Origin of the sequence: Kiloniella laminariae DSM 19542, from assembly GCF_000374005.1 — a bacterium.
In the GTDB taxonomy this organism is placed as follows: Bacteria; Pseudomonadota; Alphaproteobacteria; order Kiloniellales; family Kiloniellaceae; genus Kiloniella; species Kiloniella laminariae.
Map to the genome: position 1 here is coordinate 232,076 of NZ_KB893168.1, position 16,207 is coordinate 248,282.

General features: G+C 52.1%; 8 protein-coding genes. 5 read left to right on the forward strand and 3 right to left on the reverse strand.

Annotated elements, in window-relative coordinates; all coding sequences use genetic code 11:
- Positions 1–63: 63 nt before the first annotated feature.
- Genes B152_RS0118835 through B152_RS25590 form a run of 4 tightly spaced genes read left to right on the forward strand, consistent with a single transcriptional unit; the run spans position 64 to position 12,354 of the window.
- On the forward strand, positions 64–9,156 hold the full coding sequence (locus tag B152_RS0118835; RefSeq protein WP_020593999.1) for a non-ribosomal peptide synthetase: 9,093 nt from the start codon (positions 64–66) through the stop codon (positions 9,154–9,156).
- Positions 9,153–10,436 (forward strand): class I SAM-dependent methyltransferase, encoded by a 1,284-nt coding sequence (locus B152_RS0118840; protein WP_020594000.1) that lies wholly within the window; start codon positions 9,153–9,155, stop codon positions 10,434–10,436. The genes B152_RS0118835 and B152_RS0118840 overlap by 4 nt, the downstream gene beginning before the upstream one ends.
- Positions 10,433–11,686, forward strand: coding sequence for an MFS transporter (locus tag B152_RS0118845; protein ID WP_020594001.1), 1,254 nt, complete (start codon positions 10,433–10,435; stop codon positions 11,684–11,686). Before B152_RS0118840 ends, B152_RS0118845 begins: the two co-directional genes overlap by 4 nt.
- Positions 11,683–12,354, forward strand: a complete 672-nt coding sequence (locus B152_RS25590) for a 4'-phosphopantetheinyl transferase family protein (RefSeq protein WP_020594002.1) — start codon at positions 11,683–11,685, stop codon at positions 12,352–12,354. Before B152_RS0118845 ends, B152_RS25590 begins: the two co-directional genes overlap by 4 nt.
- 225 nt (positions 12,355–12,579) lie before the next feature.
- Here the strand turns inward: B152_RS25590 and B152_RS0118855 are convergent, their stop codons facing one another.
- Together B152_RS0118855 and wrbA are read right to left on the reverse strand one after the other, a co-directional pair.
- Entirely contained in the window at positions 12,580–13,770 is a 1,191-nt protein-coding gene (locus B152_RS0118855; RefSeq protein WP_051083090.1) for an MFS transporter, read from the reverse strand.
- Between the two features lie 5 nt (positions 13,771–13,775).
- Positions 13,776–14,402 carry an NAD(P)H:quinone oxidoreductase gene (wrbA, locus tag B152_RS0118860; protein ID WP_020594004.1) on the reverse strand — a complete coding sequence of 209 codons (627 nt, stop codon included), beginning with the start codon at positions 14,400–14,402 and terminating at the stop codon, positions 13,776–13,778.
- Positions 14,403–14,506: 104 nt separating this feature from the next.
- On the opposite strand from wrbA, the gene B152_RS26475 reads away from it, so the two are divergent.
- On the forward strand, positions 14,507–15,424 hold the full coding sequence (locus B152_RS26475; RefSeq protein ID WP_020594005.1) for a LysR family transcriptional regulator: 918 nt from the start codon (positions 14,507–14,509) through the stop codon (positions 15,422–15,424).
- Positions 15,425–15,626: 202 nt separating this feature from the next.
- On the opposite strand, the gene B152_RS0118870 is transcribed toward B152_RS26475, so the two are convergent.
- A partial coding sequence (locus B152_RS0118870; protein ID WP_020594006.1) for a hypothetical protein occupies positions 15,627–16,207 on the reverse strand: 581 nt, incomplete at its 5' end.

The following is a 16,207-nucleotide window of genomic DNA, read 5'->3' on the forward strand; positions in this document are numbered from 1 at the left end:
ATCGAGAGCAGCAGGAGCCGAAAAAAAAAACGGCCCCTGCACAGCTCCAAGGGAATTATAGCAATGTCAGTTACACAATCTCTTATCGCAACTTTCAAAGCCGTCTGTGCTCGTCATGCAAATTCACCTGCTGTAAGAGAAAACGATCACAAACTTGATTACAGAGAGCTCGACGAGCTTTCAGACCGTATCGCCCGGAACTTGGTGTTACTCGGAATCAGTAAAGGCCATTCCGTGGGCCTCTTCCAGCCCCGCAGCCTCCATCTTCCCGCCCTGATACTCGCTGTTCTGAAATTGGGAGCCAACTATGTTCCCATCGACCCCAATGCTCCTGCTTCCCGCCAGAAAATCTGCCTGGAGGAAGCCGATGTCAAACTTCTGGTTTGCCAGAAACCTTCGCCAGATCTGGGATTGCAGCAAACCACCCTCACCGATCTTTTGAAACCGGACACAGCCGGGTTTGTTTCTCTTCCTGAAACAGATCCCGGTCACCTCGCCTGTATCCTTTTCACCTCCGGATCTACGGGAACACCCAAAGGCGTCGAGATCGAACAGGCCGGTATTCTGCGTACAACCGCAAATCCTGATTATCTGGAGATCTTGCCCGGCACCCGATTTGCCAACCTTTCCAACCCGACATTTGATGCCCTGACTTTTGAGCTGTTCGGCGCTCTGCTGAACGGCGGGACCCTGGTGATCTTTTCTCAGGAACAGGTGACAGACCCGTTTTTGCTGGCACAGGGGCTGCAACAGGAAAAGATCGATACCCTGTTCCTGACAGCTGCGCTGTTTAATGTTCTGGTTGATCTCAGTCCGAACTGTCTTGGTACGGCCCGTGATGTTCTGGTTGGCGGTGAACCACTTCGCCCTGCCTCTGTTGCCGCTTTCTTCCAGGCGAACCCGAAAAGCACCTGCCGTCTGCACAACGGCTATGGCCCAACAGAATGCACCACCTTTTCACTGACCCACCAGATCCATCCGACCAAGGTCCAGCAATACCTTGACACCGGGAATATTCCGATTGGCACCCCGATCGATGCTACCGCTATACATATTATCGGGGATGACGGGGCTGCGGTTCCTGAGGGTGCGACAGGGATGCTCTATATCGGCGGAGCAGGACTTGCCCGCGGATATTGCAACAATCCAGAGCGAACCGCCGAGAGTTTTGTCTCTCTCCCCGCGATTACACCAGATCGGCTTTATCTCACAGGGGATCTGGTGCGTCGCAACAGCGAAGACCTGATTGAATTTATCGGGCGGCAAGACGGCCAGATCAAAGTACGGGGCCACAGGATTGAACTGGCTGAAATAGAAAACCTGCTGGCGCAACATCCCGAAGTATCCCAGGTTTGTTTGACCTGTGAACAGGACCAGAACAGCCAGAGGCTGACCGCCTATCTGGTCGGAAAAAAAGCCTGTGATCTGACCCGGAAGGATTTCCGGCAGTTTCTGAGCCTCCATTTGCCTCCCTACATGATTCCGCAGCAGTTTTTTCAAATAGACACTCTTCCCCGTACAGCCAATGACAAGGTTGACCGGAACCAGCTGTCCCGCAGCGATGCAAAAGCAATTGGCAGAGAGGAGCAGGATGTCGAAATCAGCGACAGCCTTCTGTCATCAGTGCTGGAGATATGCCGGGAAGTATTGGGTTATGCTATTAAAGCAGAAGAGGCTTTTATTGCCGCGGGTGGAGACTCCCTCGCAGCCATGCGCATTATCGGAAAGATCCGGCAGCAGACGTCGCACCAGGCAACGGTGGGGCAACTTCTAGGTGCCTCCTCCATTTCCGCTTTTATTCCCTGTCTTGTAAAACAGGATCTCCTACCTGCCCTTTCCGGTCCTCTCACCGCCAATAAGGCTTATCCCGCCGCTCCGGAACAAAACCGGCTGCTTTTTTTGCAACGTCTGATACCGGACTCCATTGCCTATAACGCTCCTTTTGTTTTTGACGTAACAGGCTCCCTCTCAATCGGGACACTTGAAAAAGCTCTGATGCTTCTTGTGGCCAGACATCCGGTTTTACGCACCATTTTCGAAGACAGAAATGGTATCAGCTATGCTGTACCCCGCGAAAACACCATCTTTGAATTAAAACAGTGTGATACCCTTTCTGCTGCACAAGACTATTGCGATCAGCCCTTTGATCTGGGCAAGGATCTTATGGTAAGGGCAGCTCTGGCCCCAACAGCATCAGAACAGCACAGGCTATTTCTCTGTTTTCATCACATCGCGATTGATGGCCAGAGCATCAACCTTCTCTTCGCCGATCTGTCAGCTCTCTATTCTGCTCTGCAACAGAATACCGCCGCCCCGGAACTGTCCGGCAAAGCCGGTTATGCTGACTTCGCAGCGGCAAGACAGCTTTTCAATAACAGTCCGGCAGCCCGCGACCAGTTGCAAAACTGGCGCAAGAGATTGGAACCAGCCCTTTCCGGCCGGGTCTTTACCCCCCTCTTTGCAACAAAATTCACAGATAAATCCACCAAAGGTGGAACAGGGGATTTTTACGAGTACACAATAGAGCCTCAAATCTGGGAACCGCTGATTGCCTTCACCCGATCAGAAGGCATCACTCTCTTCTCTCTTCTGCTTTCCGCTTTTTCCCTGCCCCTGGCACAGTTGACCGGACGAGATGACATCGCCATCGGCACCCCCCTGGCCAATCGGGGTTTGGGAGAGTTCGAGAATATCGTCGGCATGTGTGTCAACAGTCTTCCTTGCCACCTGCCGCTCAAGACGAAGGGGTCACTTCGCACTCTTCTTCACCAGACACATAAACATACGACTGAAATTTTTCAGGATCTCGACATCGATTTTGATAACCTTGCGTCCCTCTTCAGCAAGCGTTCACAGGAAAACCCTCTGTTTGATGTCATGATAGTGCTGGAAAATACCCGCCCTGAAACATTGCAGTTGCCTGGTACCCAAACAACGGCTGTTACCTATTCCAACGGCAGCGCCAAATTCCCGCTGACACTCTTTATTACAGAACGGGATAAGGGCGCCCATCTGGTCTTCGAGTACAACAATGCTCTGTTAACCCTGCATCAGGTCAAATATCTGGCCTCCGGCCTCGAAGTTCTTCTCTCAAAAATTCCAACCGTTCTAAATCAGTCTGTAGCTGACATCTCCCTTCTGCCCACTGCGATAACCCAACAACTGGAAAGCTGGGAAGGCTCTACCGTGCCTGACGACCCAAGTGATGACCTGATCACCCGCTTTCAGCAACAGGTTGACAGACGTCCTGCCTTCCCCGCCATTCAGATGAACGGCAGCGATATCAGCTATCATGATCTTGCCGGGCAGGTTGATCATCTGGTTCAACGCCTCAAAAAACGCGGCCTGGGCAGCGGGCACCGTATCGGACTTTGCTTTGACCGTTCTCCCGAAATGATCGTCGCACTGCTGGCCGTGTTAAAAAGCGGTGCAGCCTATGTTCCGCTGGATCCGGCCTATCCCGGAGAACGCCTGAACTATCTGGTTGAAGACAGTGATATCTCCCTGATCTTGACCCACGGGAAAGCCACCGACAAAGCCGGGGCTTTTCTTGCCAACTGTGACGTTGAAACCCTCCTCCTTGATCAGAAGGAACTGGAAAAAGACCCGGAGGAAGCAAATCCGTTATCCCAAAGCCCTGTGCAAGACCCGACAATAGCTGCCGAAGATACTGCCTATGTGATGTATACCTCAGGCTCGACCGGCCTACCCAAGGGAGTCATCATTTCTCACAGTGCGCTGGCCAACTATCTGGAACATGCAAACCAGCAGTATTGCCAACAGATTGATCTGGCCATTGTCAGCTCATCCCTGAATTTTGACGCGACCATTACAACACTTCTGGCACCACTATACAGCGGGAAAACAATCCAGCTGTTACCCCAGGATGGCAAAGAGGTCGAGGCTCTTGCCCGGCTTCTGAACAAGACAACAAAACGCCTCCTTCTCAAGATCACCCCCAGCCATCTCTGGGCTCTGCGCGGGTATCTGGAAACAGCCCCTTCTACGACAGCCCATTGTTTTGTCATCGGCGGGGAAAGCTTCCCCTGGGTTCTGGCCAGTCATTACCGAACTCTCTTCCCCAAAGCAGAAATCATCAACGAATACGGCCCGACAGAAACTGTCGTTGGCTGCAGCGTTTATGCCCTGCCAAAAGAAGATCTTTCCAGTCAAATATCCTATCGGGATGTTCCCATAGGCCAACCCATCGCCAACACTCAGATCAAAATCCTGAATGCCCGGGGAAAACGCTGTTCGATCGGCATTCCCGGAGAAATTTTCATTGGCGGTGCTGGGGTTGGTCAGGGTTATTTCAGACGCTCCGATCTGACCGGTGAACGTTTTCCCACTTTGCGATACGGCAAGCGCTACTACGCCAGCGGCGATTTCGGCTTCTGGTCCGAAGACGGCCAGTTACATTTTATCGGCAGGCGGGACGAACAATTAAAAGTACGGGGATACCGGATTGAAACTGCCGAGGTGGAAAGCCACCTTCTCTCCCTGCCCGATGTTGAGCAGGCCGCAGTTGCGGTCAAAACATCTGAACTGGGGGATACACGATTTATTGGCTACATCGTTACAAAAAACAGCAACCTGACATCGGCAACACTTCGGGAACAGCTCCAGAAAATCTTGCCGTCTCATATGATACCGGACAGCTTTGTTCATCTTGACCAACTGCCTTTTACCCCCAATGGCAAACTGGATCGTGAGGCCCTTCCCCTGGCACCACAACCCGCTATTGAAACTCCTGCCCCGCAGGAAAGTAAAAAACTTCAAACCCTTCTCGGTAATGAAATAAACAATGCCCTGGGCTATGAAGTTGATCCTGATATGAACTTTTTCGAGGCAGGAATGAACTCCCTCCTCCTGATGAAGGTTCACAGTGAGCTAAAGTCAAAACATAAATTAGACCTGGAACTTGTTGATTTTTTTACCTATTCAAACATTTCTTCCTTGGGCTCCTACCTGGGTAATGGCCAGATTGAAACAGAGCAGCTTAAGGAGGAGAAAAAAGCGGGCCTAGAAGAGGAAATTGCTATTATTGGTATGGCAGTCCACTTGCCCAACGCCCCGGATTTGGTCAGTTTTTGGGAAAAAATACAGCAAGGAGATGACTGTATTTCCCATAATAACACTTCGAATGTTACCTCCCTTACCGAAAACAGAACCTCCCGGGACAGTCTTCCCGGGGCAACTGATCGACACCGCGTTTCTTCCGTGTCTTCCATGGACGGGTTGTTTGATTTTGATCCCGCCTATTTTGGCCTGACTGCCAGTGAAGCCGAAGTGATGGACCCACAGCAGCGCCATATCCTTATGGGTGCCGTTCATGCCCTGGAAAATGCAGGGTTGCCGCCAACAGCGACAACCGGACGTGTCGCTGTTGTGGTCAGCTCCAGTGAAAACCGGTATCAGCAGGCCATTTTAAAATCCGGTGCTGCACCACGGGACGGTTTCCAGATGTCCCTGCTGAACGAAAAGGATTTTGTCTCCAGCCGGATCGCCTATCACCTCAACCTCAATGGCCCGGCACTGACAGTTCAATCCGCCTGCTCCAGCTCCCTCTCGGCCATTCACATCGCCTGTCAGCAACTTCGGCTGGGAGAAAGCGATATCGCCCTAGCAGGAGGAGTTTCTGCTGATCCGGAACATCTGGACGGCTATGAGTATCGGCAGGGAAGGATATATTCCAGGGATGGCAGATGCCGGTCCTTCAGTCAGGAAGCCAGCGGTACTGTACCTGCCAATGGCATGGGCATGGTCGTGCTCAAACCTCTCTCAAAGGCACTGGCTGATAACGATCGCATTTATGCCACCATCAAAGGAAGTGCGATCAATAATGATGGCCGGGACAAAGTCAGCTTTTTTGCCCCTTCGGTAAAAGGTCAGTCCAGTGTCATCACCCAGGCCATGACAAATGCCGGGGTTGCGGCCGAACAGATCAGCTATGTCGAAGCCCATGGAACCGCGACGGAAATCGGCGACCCCATCGAGGTCGAAGCCCTGACCCGCGCCCATCGGAAATCCAGCAGCAAAAACGAACATAAAAATGGCTATTGTGCCCTGGCCACCGTTAAGAGCCAGATGGGGCATCTGGCAGCTGCAGCAGGCGTCGTCGGCCTGATCCGGACAGCTCTGGGGCTGTATCACTCTATCCTGCCCCCCAGTATCGGGATTGGCTCTGCCAATGAACGTATCGCTTTTGACAGTTCCCCCTTTTACCTCAACAAAACCGCCCGGCACTGGCCAGGACAAACAAGAATTGCTGGCGTAAGCAGTTTTGGCATGGGCGGAACCAATGCCCATTTCATCTTGTCCAGTGCTCTGCAACAGGTCAAAAACAGGGCTGCATCAGCACATTTCATTCCTTTCTCGGCCAAATCCCCAACGGCTTTGCGGTGCAGTCTTGAGAATGCCTTTGCCAAGCTCAGCGGAGATCTGATTGATCTGCAAGAACTTGCGACCATACAGAACAGCGGGAAAAGACATTACCCCTGTCGGGCAGGGTTCCTCTGTCAGTCCAGAGAAGAAGCTCTTGCCAGACTGTCGGATCTGATCAGTGGCAAGGACATGGCAGCTCCAGATCAAAGCCCTCAAGGCAACAATCAAGATCTGCGCTGGCTGGCGGGTGAAAATCCAACTGATTCTGCAGCACATGGCAGACTTCCTCTCGATACCCTTCCCTATCCTTTTGACAAGAAAGAATATCGCTTTACCCCTGCCATTCAGGAGATCCCCTCTGCTGGTCTGCGGGCCCCGAAGGAGCAGTGGCTGTATCAACAGGGCTGGACATCATTTCAGCAGCTGCAAGCCAGTGAACAAAGACCTCAAACCCTGATCGGGATCGGCCTTCCTGCTGACTTGAACGGGATGATGGCTGCTCACTGCCAGAACTACCATTCCTCTTCACCAGAAAACCTGCCCGTACTTTTGGCTGATCTTCCCCGGAATACAGACATTGCCATTCTCTTTGTTACCGAACCGACAGATGAAAATGCCCTGCTGACCCAGATAGAAATTCTGCAGGCCTGGACCAATCAGCGTAAAGATCAGCCACTGGACTTTACCCTTATCACTTCGGGGACAGCCAAACTTTCCCCCGGAGAACAGCTTGTTCCCCAGGTCGCATTGCTGAACGGGCCTTTATTGGTAACGGCCGCAGAGCATCCGAATATCCAGTCTCGTCTGATTGATGTTGAGCCGGGAGAACTGACTTTATCCCGCCTCCTCAGCCTGCTGGATAATCTTTCCGGGCGAAACGGACACTTTGCCCTGCGCGGAGACACGCTCTACAGCAAGACCTATAGCCCCATGCTTGCCCCACGCTTTTCCTCCCCAAGAACGCACAAGGGAGTCTATCTTGTTATTGGTGGCCTGGGTGGCATCGGCCAGCACGTCATGGATCATTTTTCCCAACATGAGCAGGTTACACTGGTCTCGCTTTCCCGTTCCGGAACTAGTCGCTCCCTAGACCCCGAAAATGTAAAAAAATGGGGAAAAGCCGATCACTACGCCCTGACCGCGGACATTGGCAAGCCACAAGACGTCAGGGCTGTTGCCGAAGAGCTGCAGCAACATTTCGGACAGCTGACCGGTATTGTCCATCTGGCCGGTCAGGCCGGAGGTGGCCTGCTCAGCCAGAACACCTCCAAGTCCCTGAAACAGGGGCTGGCCGCAAAAGTTACCGGATTGCAAAATCTGGAACGCTACCTGCTGCCTCTTTCACCGGAGTTTGTCCTCTGTTTCTCATCCATGTCAGCCGTCTTTGGTCTGCCGGGTCAAAGTGACTATGCCGCGGCCAACAGCTATATGGATGCCTGGGCAGAAAATATGTCCCGGAAGGTCACAGCTATAGAAAATCCAGCCCGCTTTATCTCCATCAACTGGCCAACCTGGGCGGGAACAGGAATGGCTGCTCACCATGTTTCTTCTTCTGTCATCGAGAAAGACTATGCCCTTACTGCGGCTGAAGGGCTGGAGATGATGGAGGTCGCCCTGTCTCTGGGACTGCCAAGACTGCTGATTTCCCCGGTAGAACTGCGGAAAATCGAAGAGCACCTCAAAACCAAAAACCGTAAATCTCGGGATAGTTCCCCTTCAGGTAACACGCCTCCCGATAGCGTTTCAGCTGCTTTCACGAAAGTTCTCGGTCTTGAAGAGCTGGATGAGGAGATGGATTTTTATGATCTGGGAGGCGACTCTCTTTCTGCCCTCGACCTTCTGGATCTGCTCGATCCTCTCTATCCCGGCAAACTGACGCTCGCCGATATATTGAAACTTGGCAGCGCCTCCGCCATACACAATTATCTCACAGCCGAAAGTGATGCAGACAAACCGATCGGCTCTGCCTCTTCCCCGAATGACGAAAGTCTGGTGTTGCTGCGCTCTGGTGCCGCTCCGTCAATCTGCTGTATCCACCCTATTGGGGGCGATCTCTCCGGCTATCGTCCTCTGGTTTCTCATCTTCCGGCTTTTCAGCAGGTGCAGGGCTTTAGAGATCCGGTTCTGGCAAACCCGCAGGCCCAGGAACGCAGTGTAGAGGAACTGGCACAGCACTACCTTGAACTTCTTGGCGACAAGCTGCCCGAAAGCCTTGTCGGCTGGTCGTTCGGAGCCCTGATCGCCTGGGACATGGCGAGACAACTCGAACAGCAGGGCCGTCCTCTACCGTCTCTCGTCCTGATTGACCCTCCCGTCATCGGGCAGCAGCAAAACAGCACTTTTGATGCCAACAGGGTCTTTTTACAGGAACTGGCGCAGGCTCATCCCGATTTTGCAGACAAATCCGTTTTGCAAAATCAATCCTCGGAAAAAATCACCCGCTTGCCTTCTTTAGGCGACAGCTATATCGAAGCCGTCATGTCTGCCTGCGCAAGAAATGCAACGGCAATGACTTCTTTCCATCCCAAGGCACAAATATCGGCCCGAACCACCCTTGTGATTGCCGCGGAAGGAGAAAAACCAGAACCGGGTTACTCCAATCGTCATGACTGGTTACAGGACAGCTGGCAGAAATATTTCAAATTTCCTCTGGCGAGCCGGGTTCTCCCCGGTGATCACTACACGGTCATGACTGGTACAAACGCCATCCAGATCGCTGATCTGATTTTAACGCCCGATGACCTTTTCCTAGCACAAGAGTCCAGCAGATGAGCGACAGCATTCACTTCAACGTCGATAACAAGCAGAACCCCGAAGATGTCGATCGCCTGAACAACAGCTTCTACAGCAGGTTTAACTATCCCTGGGTTCCTCTGTTTCTTCCCAGCTACGAAGACCCCGACTTCTGGACCGCCTCCCTTAATCACGATCTCGGATATTGGGACCGCCCAAGGATAAAACCGGATATGAAAATCTGGGTTGGGGGCTGCGGGACCAATCAGGCCATTCTGACCGCTCTGAAATTCCCCCAGGCCCAGGTTCTCGGCAGTGATGTTTCAACGGAATCCCTCAATACCTGTGCCCGTGTTGCCGAACAGATTGGCCTGACCAATCTGACCCTGCGTGAGGAAAGCCTGAACGCCACCAGTTATGATCAGGAATTTGACTATGTGATCTGTACCGGGGTCATCCATCACAACGCCGATCCCTCCATCCCCCTCAAGAACCTGATGCGTGGTTTAAAAGCGGACGGTATTATGGAACTGATGGTCTACAATTATTATCACCGGATCCATACAACCGCCTTTCAAAAAGCAATCCGTCTGCTCGGTGGACTGGGTGGTCAGCCAAACGTTGAAAAAGAACTGCCCCTGACTATGGATCTGGTCCAAAATTTCCCCACCGACTGCCTGATGAAAGATTTCCTCGACCTGCAGCGTTCCCTGCCAGAAGCTGCTGTCGCAGACTCCCTGCTCCAGCCTGTCGAATACAGCTATACGGTACAGTCGCTGGATGCTCTGGCCCAAGACTGTAATCTGACCCTTTTGAGCTATTGCCTTAATCAGTTTGACAAACTCAGCGGCAACAGCAACTGGTTAATGGATTTTGCCGGGGAAGAGCAGAAATTCAACTATGCAAAGCTTGATGAAATCGATCAGTGGCAGACGACAAATCTGCTGTTGGGGGAAAAATCGCCCATGCTCTGGTTTTATCTGCAAAAATCCGACTGCCCGATCCCTGCCCTGACCGAAAAAGCTATCTGTGCAAAGTTTCTCAATACGGCGTTTCATCCTGCAAGCACCACCACAAAAAACCACGTCCTGAAAGAGGCTGGCTTTTATGAACTCTCCCCGCAGGCTATTCCCTGTCCTGCTCCACGGGCGCCGATTAACCCCACAGCAGCTCTGGTTTTCTCACACTGTGATGGAACGAAAACAATCCGGCAAATCCTCCAAGAAAATGCTCTATCTGCTGAACCGCATTTTATACAAAATCTGAGACTGTCTCTTTGCAGCAGCGGACACCCCTATCTGAAAGCAGTCCAGTCATGAGCACCAGCAGTCTTGGTGGTATTCGAAACACCTTCTCAACACTGCAGAGTCTGCCTGAAGGGGCAAAATTGCTGTTGCTGGGGATCTGTGCCTCACGGTTTGCGGCCTATATGATCTGGCCTTTTATTGCCGTCATTATGTATAAGCGTTTTGGAACGCCCATCACGGAAATCGGTGCCCAGCTCTCGATTGCCGCCCTGCTTTCAATCAGTCTTTCTCCGCTGGCTGGCATGCTCGGTGATCGTTTCAACAGCAAAATCCTGATGCTGACCAGCTGCGGTCTTGTCATTTTCTGCTTTTCACTGATGGCTTTTCAAAATACTCCCGCCAGCTATTTTACAGCCATCATTCTTTCAGCCATCGCCCACAGTTTCCTTGAACCACTCTTGAGGGCCCGGCTTGGAGAGACCATTCCCGAAAGCCTGGACCGAGATGACCAAACCCGCGCTTTTCTTTTTCATATCCGCTATTATCTGGTCAATCTTGCTGTCGCTATCGGCCCCATTTTAGGTGCCTGGTTTGCTGACCGGGACACCAATCTGGTCTTCCTGATTGCAGGGCTGGCTTACTTCCTGCTGGCAATCTGTATTCTCCTGGCAAAAACAGCCCCCAGAAAAGAAACAGCTGCCCAGTCACCCGATACACCCGGGATAACAGCTATTCTCAAAGCAGCTCTCTCCCACCGGCTTTTTCTGGCCGTACTGTTTGTAAACTTCCTGTTGGTCTTTGTTTATGCCCAGAATGAAGACCCGCTGACCTTCTATCTGGTGACGCTTGAAGTCCAGGATATCAACCAGATCATCGCCTTGATCAACTTCACCAATACAGCCGTTGTTTTGGTGTTCCACCTCTTTCTGATGGGCTGGCTGGTCACTCTGGATGAAAAGAAAGCCTATGCCCTGGCATTGATTTTCCTGATGATTGCCGAGGCCATCATCGCCGCAAATGTCGGAGGATGGATGTCAATCTGGTTGCTGGCAATCGGCTGTGCAACCCTGGCAGAGATTGTTGTCATGCCACTTTTTACTGTCATGATCGACAAGATGGCCCCTTCAGACATGCGCAACAGCTTTTTCGGGATTTCCATGCTTTCCGGTCTGGGGGCAGCAATAGCACCCTTTACCGGGGCTCTGGTGATCAATCACTATGGTGGGGTCAGTTTGTTTGCCGGACTTGCCCTGATGTGTATTCCTGTTGGCTGTATCGGATACCGTATTCTGCAGATTTCCCTGGCCACGAAAACAACATGAAAATCTTTGAGGCCTCTTTTCCCGTAACGATTCAAAGAGACAATATCCAGTTTCATGCCTGTCGTTTCACCCACGGAACTGAACCTGTAAAATCACTCCAGACAGCCGATCTTGGTACTCTCTCCCTGCCAGAATCCCTTAACAACGCGATTCCCAAACGTCAGGCCGAATTTCTCGCCGGGCGTTACTGTGCTGGAAAGGCCTGCAAAAATATCACAGGTGCGTTTGAAACCTTCCCCATTGGTGCCGCTCGCGAACCACTTTGGCCCAAGGGATTGCAGGGGAGTATCTCTCATACCGCCGGATACGCCATCGCCGCAGTCTGCAAGAACAGGACTATCGGGCTGGATGTCGAGGAGCTTGTTCCTCTGGCTGACTATGAGACCATCAGAAAGTATGTCTGCACAGAGGCCGAAATTTCCCTGCTTTTGGAAATCCTGCCCCCGCAACAAGCCCTGACAGCCATTTTTTCGGCCAAAGAGGCCATTTACAAAGCGATCTATCCCCTGGTTCAACAGTTCGTTGATTTCCACGAGATGACCTGTGTTGCGGCAACTGCCTCCTCCCTCACCTTTCAGCCCTCGGAAAAATTGTGCCAACTTCCTGCCCGCCTCGAAGTTCACTACCACAGTTGGGATGAGCTTTATTTCACACTCTGTTGTTATTGATTTTTCAATCTGCCGCATAAAATGTGATAAACTCCTCACTCATTTCTGAGACAGGCTTTAAAGCTTCATTTATTTTTGCAGCCAGCAGAGAAACCAGAACTTATCAGCGGCTGTATACCGCAGTAAGCCTTGCTACCCCCCCTGTCATAAATACTACCAGAGCAACACTGGCATTTTCATCCAGTTCAAGGAACTAAACACCTAGACAGTTGTTAATCAAAATCATCATAAATTGCTTGGAAAACTGCGCCGAAGGGCAAATGCGGTGAAGGTAGCCATCAGGGCCGCGATCACAACAACGATCAAGGCGGCTGGCCATCCGTAGCCATCAATGACACTCCCCACAGTAACAGGCCCCACAATCAGACCAAGGTTACTTCCTTGCATCAGTAATCCCATCACCAGAGGAGCAAGCCTGGTTGAAGGTGCGAGAGTCGGCACAGAGGAAAGAAGGGTCGCCGGTATCAGTCCCCCTGAGACAGAAAACACCAAGCAGAGCAGAAATGTTGCTGTGTCACCGAACAGGGGCAAAAATATCCCTACCGCCGAGACGCCCATTGTGACGCAGGAAAAAGCGATAAGAACAGGTCGGCTGGTGCCGCGGGTAAGAAAATATCCAGCAAAAAGATTGCCGATAATATTTACCGCCGTCGCCAACGCGCTGAGCAGTCCGGCAATACCATGCGTAACCCCCATTCTCTCCATCAACAGAACTGGAAGGAAACTAAAGAGCGCAAAGAACATCAGGCTATAGAAAGCAAAGCAGAGTGCCAGCAAGACGGGCCCCGATTTACCTACAACAGCAAGTGTATCCGCCCCCATCGAGGTTTGAACAGGAGACGGAGTTGCCGTTTTTTCGATAAACTGATATGTCGCGACAACGAGTGTCGCGGCAAGGAACGCACAGGTCCACCAGATCGTTTTCCAGTCAGTGAAAAGCGGCCCAGCAACCATCGCAAGCGCGATACCAGTTGGCATGAAACAACTCCACAGTGCAAATGCGATGTTACGCTGTCCGGTCGGCACAACACGTTGCAAGACTGCCGGGCCGGCAATCGTGATCAGTAAAAAACCCAGGCTCTCCAGCACCCGCGAAAACAGAAACATAAAGAAGGATGAGGATTTAGCACCAATCGCAGCCCCCAATACGATCGCGCCGAGACCGAAGATCAGTGTCCGGCGATCCCCCACCCGCGCCACTAAAGCGCCGAACGGTATCCCGCCAACAAGTCCGATAACGGCGAAAATACTCGTCATCCACCCCACCGCTGCGAGATTAAGGCTAAACTCACTCTGCAGCATAGGCGCAGCGATAGCTACCTTGCCAATTTGCAGGGATGCCACGATTCCGCATCCCACCACTATCGCCACCGTCAACCTTCTTGTCTTGTCTTCCCAAGCACTAATACCCGTCATTACTGTCATCCTGCCTTCCTCATCTTTGCGGTAGTTAGGGCAGTCGCCAGTTCGGCTATATGCTGCCCCTGGAAGCGAGCGCCATTCAATTCATTGGTACTCGGCTGGCGATCGCCCCCATTACCATCATCCGCAAGCGTGGAGGCACCATAAGGAGACCCCCCTGTGATTTCGTCCATCCGGCTTTGTCCCTTGAAGGAATAGGGCAGGCCAGCAATCACCATGCCAAAATGCAGCAGCACAATATGCGTGGACAGTATCGTAGATTCCTGCCCTCCATGCTGGCTGCTGGATGAGGTAAAGACACTGCCAACCCGACCGACAAGAGCATCCCGGGCCCAAACACCACCGGCCTGATCAAGAAAATTTTTCATCTGGGCGGCCATGTTACCAAAACGGGTCGGCGTACCGATAATAATTGCATCATAATCGGCGAGTTCATCCACGGTCGCGGTTTCCACCTGATGATTGAGAGTGTAGCCTGCCTTTGTTGAGACATGATCCGGGACAAGTTCCGGTACCCGCTTCAGAACTGCAGAAGCACCAGCCGCCCTCACCCCCTCTGAGATTGCTCCGGCCATTGTCTCGATGTGACCGTAAGATGAATAATAAAGCACCAGTACTGTCGTCATTGTCATTTCCTTCTGTCCTAATGAGCTTTCTGCAGGAGCATGACTCTTTCATGATATCTATATAAGTGACATAATATCTATCAAACCTATCTGTGGACTAGATCATGTTAGATGCTTTGACACTTGATCAGATGAGAATCTTCGTGACAGTTGTTGAATGCGGCAGCTTTCGTTCTGGTGCTATACGCCTTTCTCGCGCCCAATCCGGGATAAGTCATGCGATCGCAAATCTGGAAGCAGAACTCAATATTCGTCTTTTTGACAGGTCTGGACATCGTCCCGTTCTTACTCAGGAAGGTCAGGCTTTACTGGAAAATGCCCGTGACATCGTCCTCAGAGTCGATGCCCTGCGCGCACGCGCGCGCGGCCTTGGTGAAGGGGTGGAACTTGAGCTCTCGCTTATCGTCGATACATTATTCCCGATTGCGCAGGTTGGAGAAGCCCTTGTCGAGATGCGCAGGCTCTACCCTTCTGTATCAATCAAGATGGCCGTGGAACCTTTGGGAGGGCCGATCTCGGCACTCACAGAGAAGCGCAGTACCCTTGCTATCATCGTAGGCGAGGATTTCCGGGATCCCCGTATCACCCTTGAGGCTCTTTCATCGATCGAAACTGTGGCCGTCGTCTCAAGAAAACATCCCTTGGCGATAAGATTACAGCCCCGACCCGCTGGAGTAACTGACCTGGCCGACCATCTGCAAATCGTTCTATCAGACCCAACTGCACTATCGGAAGGGCGTGATTTCGGTGTAATATCTCCCCAAACCTGCCGTGTGAGCAATCAGGAAACAAAACACGCGCTGATACTCTCTGGCTTGGGATGGGGACGTTTACCTCTTTGGCTGGTGGCCTCTGATCTTGCCGAAAAACGTCTTGTACGCCTGGACACACTGACCCTGGGGCGGAATGCTCAACTCATATCCGAAGCCTACCTGGCCCACCGCCTCGACGAACCACTCGGACCTGCCGGCCAAGCATTCAGCCACGCGCTGGCACAAATCGCCACAAGAGCAGGAGAATAAAGATTTTTGCGTTTAATCTGAGACATATCTAGCAGCCTTGAAGGAATTCCAGCATTCGGAAGGATCGTAGAGATCACATATCTTGCCAAGGGCCTCGATCAAATCATCGAAGGCCCTTGCCGCGGATGCACCCCCAAATAAGCCTTGAAATGGCCCCTTGTTTAGGGGAACGCCAATTCATGAACAAAGCCGTCTACTAGCTTTATAAAGCTGGAGAAAAGGGCGGCATCAAGAATGACTCCACCTGTGAACTGTCCTGATTGGGGCCTTTGCAAAAGGGGCAAATGACCTCGAAGCTGCCATCCCTGTGCATGTCATCCAGCGCTGTTGCCAAAAGAGGGGCCAGAGCGCTGTGTTTTTTATGCAGATAGAGATAGGCATTCCGCTGTTCCAGCGGTGTCACTGTCAGGCCTGAATATCCGCTTTGTTCCTGTTCGGAAGATATGCGGAAAAGCTCTTTCCAAACCAGAGCTACCTGAAACCGCCCGGCCTTGAGCATTCTCAGGATATTGCTTTCCAACTCTACCGGCGCAGGGTGGCCATAGTCCCCGGTCCGGCTGGAAAAGATCATCCAGTCCGCCGGGTAACCGACCGAATAGTTGCGCAGAGAATTCCAGTCAGAAATACGGACCGCGGGATCAAAGCTCAGGGCAACCACCTCCCCCCAGATCAGCGGAGACTCAACCCGGACCAGGTTTTTAAACTCCTCCTCAATTCCTTCAATCCTCGGATAGTGACCATCTGCAACCCCGCTGTCTGCCGCACGCCCAGATCGGCGAAAAG

Bases quoted from the DNA above. Each gene is read 5' to 3' on its own strand.
- B152_RS0118835 (WP_020593999.1), top strand. From the start codon at position 64: ATGTCAGTTACACAATCTCTTATCGCAACTTTCAAAGCCGTCTGTGCT.
- B152_RS0118840 (WP_020594000.1), top strand. From the start codon at position 9,153: ATGAGCGACAGCATTCACTTCAACGTCGATAACAAGCAGAACCCCGAA.
- B152_RS0118845 (WP_020594001.1), top strand. From the start codon at position 10,433: ATGAGCACCAGCAGTCTTGGTGGTATTCGAAACACCTTCTCAACACTG.
- B152_RS25590 (WP_020594002.1), top strand. From the start codon at position 11,683: ATGAAAATCTTTGAGGCCTCTTTTCCCGTAACGATTCAAAGAGACAAT.
- B152_RS0118855 (WP_051083090.1), bottom strand. From the start codon at position 13,770: ATGACGGGTATTAGTGCTTGGGAAGACAAGACAAGAAGGTTGACGGTG.
- wrbA (WP_020594004.1), bottom strand. From the start codon at position 14,402: ATGACGACAGTACTGGTGCTTTATTATTCATCTTACGGTCACATCGAG.
- B152_RS26475 (WP_020594005.1), top strand. From the start codon at position 14,507: ATGTTAGATGCTTTGACACTTGATCAGATGAGAATCTTCGTGACAGTT.